Origin of the sequence: Mesotoga sp. UBA5825 (assembly GCF_002432955.1) — a bacterium.
Classification (GTDB): Bacteria; Thermotogota; Thermotogae; order Petrotogales; family Kosmotogaceae; genus Mesotoga.
The window spans coordinates 320-1,594 of the sequence record NZ_DJHG01000079.1 but is presented as its reverse complement, the minus strand read 5'-3'; the positions used below and the strand labels follow the sequence as shown (position 1 = coordinate 1,594).

The 1,275-nt window shown below is 44.6% G+C and carries 1 protein-coding gene; it reads right to left on the bottom strand.

Going from position 1 to position 1,275, the window contains the following annotated elements:
* Window positions 1–207: 207 nt before the first annotated feature.
* The gene (locus B3N33_RS07775; RefSeq protein WP_292588017.1) at window positions 208–924 is read right to left on the bottom strand and encodes a hypothetical protein; all 717 of its coding nucleotides are present in this window, start codon (window positions 922–924) and stop codon (window positions 208–210) included.
* Window positions 925–1,275: the final 351 nt, after the last annotated feature.

The following is a 1,275-nucleotide window of genomic DNA, read 5'->3' as shown; positions in this document are numbered from 1 at the left end:
GCTTTCACTAACCGTTCCGGTAATCAAAAAAGTGCACTTAAGTGGATTCACTCCAGCGCGCTTCGTCACAAATCACCCATAAGACAAACAGAATAAAGAAAATAAAGTATTTTGTTACACTATTATTATGTTCTGTGATAAAACCCAACCTGCTTGTAAATCGACAAGAACAACTTCTTATGCTTTCACTGGCGACAGAAAAAATATCTATTTATCGTCGCGCTCAATTCTTCCGCCGCCCCTTCTTCTCATTATCGTTGACTGGTCCTCATCCTGAGGAGTGAGCGGCCCCTTTTCGGTAGTTGAATCTGCTGCTGCTCTCCTTGAATCGTTCTTCTGATCTTTGGGGGCGCCAACCAACCTTCCGCCGACTGCCCCCTGTCTGTTCTTCCTTTCTCGATAGGTCCTGAGATCGTTGATTTCTTTCTGTCTTTCTCCCAGTGATTCCAGTCGTTTCAGCAATTTGTGAATGTAATCTTCCTCCGAATACTTGAGTTCTATATTGGTCAAATACCAATCGGCTTCGAACTTCTTCTTGGCCTTCTCCAGAGCTTCGAGATACTCAGCCTTCTTCTTATCCAGATATTCTGTCTCTTCAGCAAGAGCTTTCAGTTCAATATCCTCCGCTTCGATGTCGAGAGCCTCAAGTTTCTCCTCCACCTCTTGCTGCTTGGCTTCAAGTTCCCTACATCTTCTTTCGCTGTAGGTTTCCATCTTGCTAATTAGCGGTTTTTCTTCCTGCTTTGCGGCTGGTACCCCACCCGCTCCCCGAAGTTTCCTGGTCTCTTCCTCAGGTCTCAGTTTGTCGATTTCATTCTTGATTCTCTCAAGCTGATCAAGTAACGGTTTTCTCCTGTGTTCGAATATCGTTAGCCTGTTCCGCGTAAAGGATTTGTAGTCCGCATCCTGAGTTCTGATTATCATGCCACTTTCCTCCTCCTCCACCAGAGATTCTTCACTAGCGGTTTGTTGACAACATTGATAGAAACCGATTCATTCAGGCTGTTAGAAACAACACTTTAGACATTGTAGAAGAATTATATACATTTTAGGTGTTGTTTCGCTCTTCTGGAGAGTCATGTCTCAATGTTAGCGAAAACGGAATTCGAGTGCATCTGGAGGGAGAAGAGTTGTGCAGGGCATCGCTGACTTATTTGACTATGGTCGTAGACTCACATGAGGTCTTTTCCAATGCCCGTCATTAAAAAAGGGCCCAAATGGGCCCTACTTGATTGAAGGGGTTAAGGTTATCTTGCTTTTCCGAATCCTCTGCCG